The following is a 6,418-nucleotide window of genomic DNA, read 5'->3' on the forward strand; positions in this document are numbered from 1 at the left end:
CGAGGCTCTTTTGTGCCCTTAGTGACTAAAAATTTCTGTACGTTCCATCCGTCCCCTAGTCTCTGCGTCCCTCAGTCTCCCCCTCTCTAAGTCTTAATCCGGTGGTTAAGGGTTAAAAGGTTTCGATATGGGCTAGGCTTTAGGGTCTGGCCTTTTTGCATTTGGGGCTGTTTTTGGGATTTAGGAGCGGTAGTAATGCTTGTTCCTGGCTTGCCTCCCCCTCCTGTTTTAGGAGGGGGCCCGGGGGGAGGTCACAAACGTGCCCGGGCATTGGCGGAAACCTGGTTTCACTATTGAGCGGCTGGATAGCCAATGCAGGAAGCGCCAGGCTCCAACTACCCCGGGTTGCGCATCGTCCCTCGGCTTACCCGGGGTTACAATCATACCACCCCTGTCGGGGTTTGGTTTTCATCACTGGAGCCCTTCATCAGTTAATCATCCTACCATTGAACCATGCCTTTTTAGGCTGAGCCTGTCCAAGCACGACAAGCTCAGGCACCGCAAATAATCAAAGCAAATGTTGACTTAAATCAACAAAATCGTTAATTTTGTCATGGGCAATAAAAAGCATCCCAGCAAAGTCATTCAAGAGGCGATCGAATATGCGTTGCAAAAAGATTGGAGAATAGTTGAAGCAGGAAGCAGTTCGCATGCCTTTTGCAGGCTATTTTGTAGTGAACACAGTAGAGATGGGTGTATCATTTCGGTGTGGAGCACCCCAAAAAATAAGGAGGCTCATGCCAGGCAAATTAAGCGGGTGGTTGACAATTGTCCCCACTATAAAGTAGATGTAAAGGATCAAATATGTCAAATTTTCAATTTACATTGGTGCTAAAAGGTTTGCTAAATCCTTCCGATGATTTCGAAACCAAGTTGTTTGAAGGGGGCTGCGATGATGCCTTGCTTTATTTTAGGGAGCAGACCGCTTATTTGGATTTTGATCGAGAAGGGGAGTCCTTTGAAGGGACTATCCTGAGTGCTATTTTGGATGTTGAAAATGCAGGAATATCAGTGAGTAGTGTGGAACCAGGAGATTTGGTTACTGCCGCAGAAATCGCCAGGCGTTTGGGCAGGTCCAAAGAATCCATCCGCTTGCTGATTTCCGGTGCCAGAGGGAGCGGAGCCTTTCCTGTTCCGGTGGCGGGTGTCACCTCCAAAACTAAAATTTGGCGCTGGACCGAAGTGTTGGATTGGATGGCACTGCACCATAAACTTTCCGACAAACAGTTGATTCAAGATGCGTATACCATCCGAAATTTCAATGAATCGTTCGCCATCAGGGAGAACCCGACGGTCTATGAAAAGGCAGGGAAGCTGGCGAAGCAGTTAAAAGATTTTTAGGTTTCGTATCATGTTTTGCCTTTAGCTTTTAGCCTTTAGCCCAGCGAACAGCCAACGTATAGTCGATAGGTTAGGATTGCGTATCAGCTGCTGAGGTGTTTTTCGTAGATCGTGAAGGTTGATGTACGTTGGATTCGAAAGAGGTTAATTGTTTAATCGGTTAACTGGTTAACTGTTTAGTTTGAACCCTTAACTTTCACTAGGCATAATGTAAACTAAATCTGAAAAAACCGTATATTACAGAAATGGATGGATTTATGTCAAAAAAAGGTTTAATTCATAAAACAGTTGAAACGTTGGAACAACTGCCAGAAGATAGCATTCAAGAAATTGCTGACTTTGCGGAATTTGTATTAAAGAAAAATGAAGACCAACTCCATCAACAACATGCTGGCGAAAGCGCTTTAACACAGCATGCCATGCGGCTTTCAGAATCATCCTTAAATGAAGATTGGGAAAATGAAGATGATGCCCATTGGGATAGTTTTCTTGAATAAATGGATTTTAGGCAAGGTGATATCGTTATTGTTCCCTTCCCTTTTTCTGATGGGCAACTGTCAAAAAGCCGGCCCGCTGTGGTTATTTCAGGTGAAAGAGTAAATAATACCAGGGATATCATTCTAGCCCAAATCAGTTCAACATCGAGAAGTGATGAATTTAGTTTTTTTATTGATGAAAACAGGATTACTGTTTCACTGAGAAAAAAGAGCCAGGTTAGGGTGCATAAGATTTTCGTGATGGAAAAAATGTTGGTTAAAAAAAAGATTTCTCAGCTCACAGATCTAGCGAAAAATGAACTCCTGGTCAAAGTGAAAAATCTTTTTAAGAAATAATGCAATGGGTGATGATTTTCCCCATTCGACTAAGGAAGGGGTTATGTATGCGTATTGCCAGAAGGCATAATTCATCGTATCATCACCTCATCATATGATCCTAATAACCGGCCCTACCGGCTTTGTGGGGCAGAACCTGCAAAAACATTTAAAAGCCAGGCCCTGGAAAGCACTTAGCAGAATAGTAGTAGTTAGACCAGCTACCATACAATTTGGGTCCAATCGTGGTGGTTATGTTCGATACGTGCTGGGCTTTAGGGTCTGGCCTTTTTGCATTTGGGGCTGTTTTTGGGATTTAGGAGCGGTAGTAATGCTTGTTCCTGGCATGCCTCCCCCTCCTGTTTTAGGAGGGGGCCCGGGGGGAGGTCACAAACGTGCCCGGGCATTGGCGGCAAGCTGGCTTCACTATTGAGCAGCTGGATAGCCAATGCGGGGAGCGCGAGGCTCCAACTACCCCGGGCTGCGCCTCCGTAGTCGGCTTACCCGGGGCTTATGGTATTTCGTCCCGTTGGGGCTTGGTTCCCTGCTACCTGATATAGTAGCCGTTAGACTGGCTACCATACAATTTAGGTCCAATCGTGGTTAAGATTAACCACATCAGCAAATCATCACATCATTCAAAAAATCAAAAACCATAGATCATTTAAATCTTTTGTTCTACTAATTCGTTACTTTGGTAGAGAAATAAACTAAACAGGCAATCTGGCAAAAATGTAAATCAAAAGATGGAAACATTGATTTTAAATAGTACTTCCGAGGATGATCTGAAGCTCCTTTTGGATATTGCAAAAAAGCTGGGAATGGATTTGAGGGTTGCGGATAAACAAGCATTGATGATGACTCAGGCTAAGTGGCTGAATAAATCCGTGCAAAAAAATAATATCTCATTAGCAGAAATTGTCGAATCTTGCAGTTCAGTAAGAAAATCCCGGTATGAGGAACGGAAGAAGGATAATCCTTGATACTAATATCTGGGTCAGCTACATTATAGGACGAAAATTAGATGAGATTACAAAACTCATTTTAGACCACAATTTAATAGTGTTTTCTTGTAATGAGCTTGAAGAAGAATTAGAAGAAGTTTTGTCTAGAGATAAGTTTACAAAGGTACTCCATTTTAAACCAGATTTTTATTTAAATTTTATTCGTAATTTGACGACCATTATTTCCATTTCGACAAATTTCCAGGAGTGTCCAGATAAAAAAGATAATTTCTTGTTTGATTTGGCCATACAATCACAATCCGATTTTCTTGTAACAGGAGACAAATTATTATTGGACCTAAAAGTCGATAACTTAAAGGTTGTATCTTTTAAACAATTTAGGGAACACTTTAAATAGTGACTTTTTTTTGAAAAGCAACCTCATATTGAAGAAGTCGATGAGTCTATAGGTCGAAATCAAAAATTATGATCACATCAAACTATCATCACATCACCAAACCATCCCACCATCGAACCATCAAACCATGCCTTCGGCAAGCTCAGGCACCACAACTAATCAAATCATCATAACAGGCGCCTCCGGCTTCGTCGGCCAGAATCCACAACGCCACCTGAAGGATAAGCCCTGGAAGGCTCTCAGCAGAAATCCGGCCGGTTCAGGCTTGTCCTATGCTGACTTCTGGAAGGAAACCGACCTGTCCTTTAGCCATTAAATCCACCTGGCCGGAAAAGCGCATGACCTGTAGAAGACTGCCGATGAGCAGGAATACTGGGAGGCTAATTTTGAACTGACACGCAAACTGTACGACCGCTTTCGGGCGGATCCCGCCGCCGAAACCTTTGTTTTTATCAGCAGCGTCAAGGCCGGTGCCGATCGGGTAGCAGGCTGGCTCAGGGAGGAAACGCCCTGTGCTCCCGAAACCGTCTACGGCAAGTCCAAGCGAAAAGCAGAGGAATACCTGTTGGATAATTTGCCCGAAGGCAAGCGGGTCTATATCCTGCGCCCCTGCATGATCCACGGTCCGGGCAACAAGGGAAACCTGAACCTACTCTATGCCTTCGCCCAGAAAGGCTTTCCCTACCCTCTGGCGGCTTTCGAAAACCAGCGTTCCTTCCTTTCTGTGGACAACCTCTGCTGGGTCATGCTCCAGCTAATGCAGAAGGACATTCTCTCGGGCATTTATCAGGTAGCCGATTCCGGCGTTTTTTCCACCAATGAACTCATCCAAATGATGGCCGCCTCCTTGGGAAAGCCCGCCCGGCTGTTGAAAATCCCTGCGGGCTTGCTGCGTGCGGCTGCAAGGGTAGGGGATCGGTTGCGTCTCCCCTCACCAGCGAACGCCTGCAAAAACTTACTGAGAGCTATAAAGTAAGCAACGAAAAACTGCTAAAGGCCCTGGGCGACGATCTGCCCTTGAGTGCTGAGAACGGTTTTAAAAAAACCTTTGAGGCATTCAAGGGGTAGTGGCTCGGAAGGGGCTGAGTTGTAGGGATCGGCTTTGGGGAAGGTTTTCTTGTTTTGGGTTTAGCCGTGGTGGTTAACCTGGCTCGGTCTGGGCAGAAGTGTAGTTTCCGGCAAATAGGCATGAGAGGTGGTATGGGAGTCAACCGTGGTTGTTATGATCGGTATGGGCCGGACTTTAGCGTCTGGCTTTTTTGCATTTGAAGGTATGTTTTTTTTGCAGGAACCAATTTTCGAAGCATCGGCTAATTTTGATCGAACGTCTACGATTGAAAGAAGCAGGCGGGCCGGCACAAAACCGGGGAGCGCGGGAGGATTGCGGGGAGGAGGATTTTTGTGCCTTGATCTTTTGGTACTTTTGGAGCCAAAAGTACGGAAGGAATTGGCGTTTACTACCCCCATCAGCCTTTGTCCTGCCATCTGCGTTAACCTGAAACAGAACCATCCCGGGCATTGGCGGAAAGCCAGTTTCACTTTTGAGCAGCTGGATAGCCAATGCAGGAAGCGCCAGGCTCCAACTACCCCGGGCTGCGCCTCCGTAGTCGGCTTACCCGCGGCTTATGGTATTTCGCCCCGTCGGGGCTTGGTTCCCGGCTACCTGATATAGTAGCCGTTAGACAGGCTACCATACAATTTAGGTCACCCCATCACCCCATCATCAAATCATCCCTTAGTCTCTCCATCTTAAATCGGATTCGGCGGTTATTACGACTTGTTCCTCGGCTTACTAGGGGTTATAATCCTTTCACCCCTGCCGGGGTTTGGTTTTCAGACCTGTTGGTTAAAGCAAAACGTTGCGTGTGATTTGGGTCCATTACCAATATTTGGTACATTTAGGTAAAAGTTTGAATGATGAGTAAAAATACATCTATATCACTAGGAAATTATTTTGACCAATTCGTTAGTAGTCAGGTTGCTGCTGGACGATATAAAAACGTAAGCGAAGTTATTCGTGCCGGGCTTCGCCTTTTGGAAAATGAAGAAAGTAAAGCAATTGCCTTGAGAAATGCGATTCAGGAAGGAATTGATAGTGGCATAGCAAGCGATTTTGATCCAAAAAAGAACCTTGAGGAATTAAAAGCCAAAAGGAGAAAGAATGGCTGAATATAAATTGACCAATAAAGCGGTTGATGACTTGAACGAGATATGGGACTATACGGCTGATGAGTGGTCCGAGGAGCAAGCTGATAAATATTACAATATGCTACTCAACAGCTGCCAGGATATTGCCAATAATCCTGGATTAGGGAAAAATTATGACGGAATTACTACCGACTTGTTTGGATTAAAAGCAAATCAACATATAATCTTCTACCGGAAAACCAATACAATACAAATTGAAATAACAAGGATACTGCACGGAAGAATGGATTTGAAAAACAGATTGACCGAATAGAGGAAAATATCACGCTGGCCTTTTTGCATTTGGGCTTGTCTTGGGTTCAGTGGTGGTGGTTAACCTGGCTCGGCCTGGGCAGAGTTGTAGTGTCGGGCAAATAGGCATGAGAGGAGGTATGGGAGTCAGCCGTGGTGGTTATGTTCGAATCCGGCTATTCATAGTGGCTGTCCGGCAGTTAACCATTACTTTGGATTCAAGCCTGGTGGTTAAGGGTTAATATGGTCATGTTGACCGGCATGCCTCCCCCTCCTGTTTTAGGAGGGGGCCCGGGGGGAGGTCACAAACGTGCCCGGGCATTGGCGGAAATCTGGTTTCACTTTTTAGCGGCTGGATAGCCAATGCAGGGAGCGCGAGGCTCCAACTACCCCGGGCTGCGCCTCTCTTGTCGGCTTACCCGGGGCTAGTGATATTTCGCCCCGTCGGGGCTTGGTTCCGGATA

At 45.6% G+C, this 6,418-nt stretch carries 10 protein-coding genes; all 10 read left to right on the plus strand.

The features are described 5' to 3' along the window. Positions 1–804 precede the first annotated feature (804 nt). A complete protein-coding gene (locus tag GJQ68_RS22820) occupies positions 805–1,341 on the plus strand; it encodes a helix-turn-helix transcriptional regulator (protein WP_162419579.1) in 537 nt (178 codons plus the stop codon). Between the two features lie 245 nt (positions 1,342–1,586). Beyond that, the gene (locus GJQ68_RS22825; protein ID WP_202928002.1) at positions 1,587–1,838 is read left to right on the plus strand and encodes a DUF2281 domain-containing protein; all 252 of its coding nucleotides are present in this window, start codon (positions 1,587–1,589) and stop codon (positions 1,836–1,838) included. Then, on the plus strand, positions 1,839–2,174 hold the full coding sequence (locus GJQ68_RS23740) for a type II toxin-antitoxin system PemK/MazF family toxin (RefSeq protein ID WP_162419580.1): 336 nt from the start codon (positions 1,839–1,841) through the stop codon (positions 2,172–2,174). A gap of 94 nt (positions 2,175–2,268) precedes the next feature. Next, a complete protein-coding gene (locus GJQ68_RS22835; RefSeq protein ID WP_162419581.1) occupies positions 2,269–2,586 on the plus strand; it encodes a hypothetical protein in 318 nt (105 codons plus the stop codon). Between the two features lie 313 nt (positions 2,587–2,899). Then, positions 2,900–3,136, plus strand: coding sequence for a hypothetical protein (locus GJQ68_RS22840; RefSeq protein WP_162344332.1), 237 nt, complete (start codon positions 2,900–2,902; stop codon positions 3,134–3,136). Beyond that, positions 3,108–3,515 (plus strand): putative toxin-antitoxin system toxin component, PIN family, encoded by a 408-nt coding sequence (locus GJQ68_RS22845; RefSeq protein WP_162419582.1) that lies wholly within the window; start codon positions 3,108–3,110, stop codon positions 3,513–3,515. Before GJQ68_RS22840 ends, GJQ68_RS22845 begins: the two co-directional genes overlap by 29 nt. A 403-nt stretch (positions 3,516–3,918) precedes the next feature. Then, complete coding sequence (locus tag GJQ68_RS23270; protein WP_235941860.1) at positions 3,919–4,491, plus strand: NAD-dependent epimerase/dehydratase family protein; 573 nt, start codon at positions 3,919–3,921, stop codon at positions 4,489–4,491. A gap of 246 nt (positions 4,492–4,737) precedes the next feature. Then, a complete protein-coding gene (locus GJQ68_RS22855) occupies positions 4,738–5,187 on the plus strand; it encodes a hypothetical protein (protein WP_162419583.1) in 450 nt (149 codons plus the stop codon). 245 nt (positions 5,188–5,432) lie between these two features. After that, complete coding sequence (locus tag GJQ68_RS22860; protein WP_162344333.1) at positions 5,433–5,684, plus strand: type II toxin-antitoxin system ParD family antitoxin; 252 nt, start codon at positions 5,433–5,435, stop codon at positions 5,682–5,684. Continuing rightward, the gene (locus GJQ68_RS22865; protein ID WP_162419584.1) at positions 5,677–5,976 is read left to right on the plus strand and encodes a type II toxin-antitoxin system RelE/ParE family toxin; all 300 of its coding nucleotides are present in this window, start codon (positions 5,677–5,679) and stop codon (positions 5,974–5,976) included. The genes GJQ68_RS22860 and GJQ68_RS22865 overlap by 8 nt, the downstream gene beginning before the upstream one ends. The last annotated feature ends 442 nt before the right edge of the window (positions 5,977–6,418 follow it).

Origin of the sequence: Cyclobacterium roseum (genome assembly GCF_010119225.1) — a bacterium.
Lineage (GTDB): Bacteria > Bacteroidota > Bacteroidia > Cytophagales > Cyclobacteriaceae > Cyclobacterium > Cyclobacterium roseum.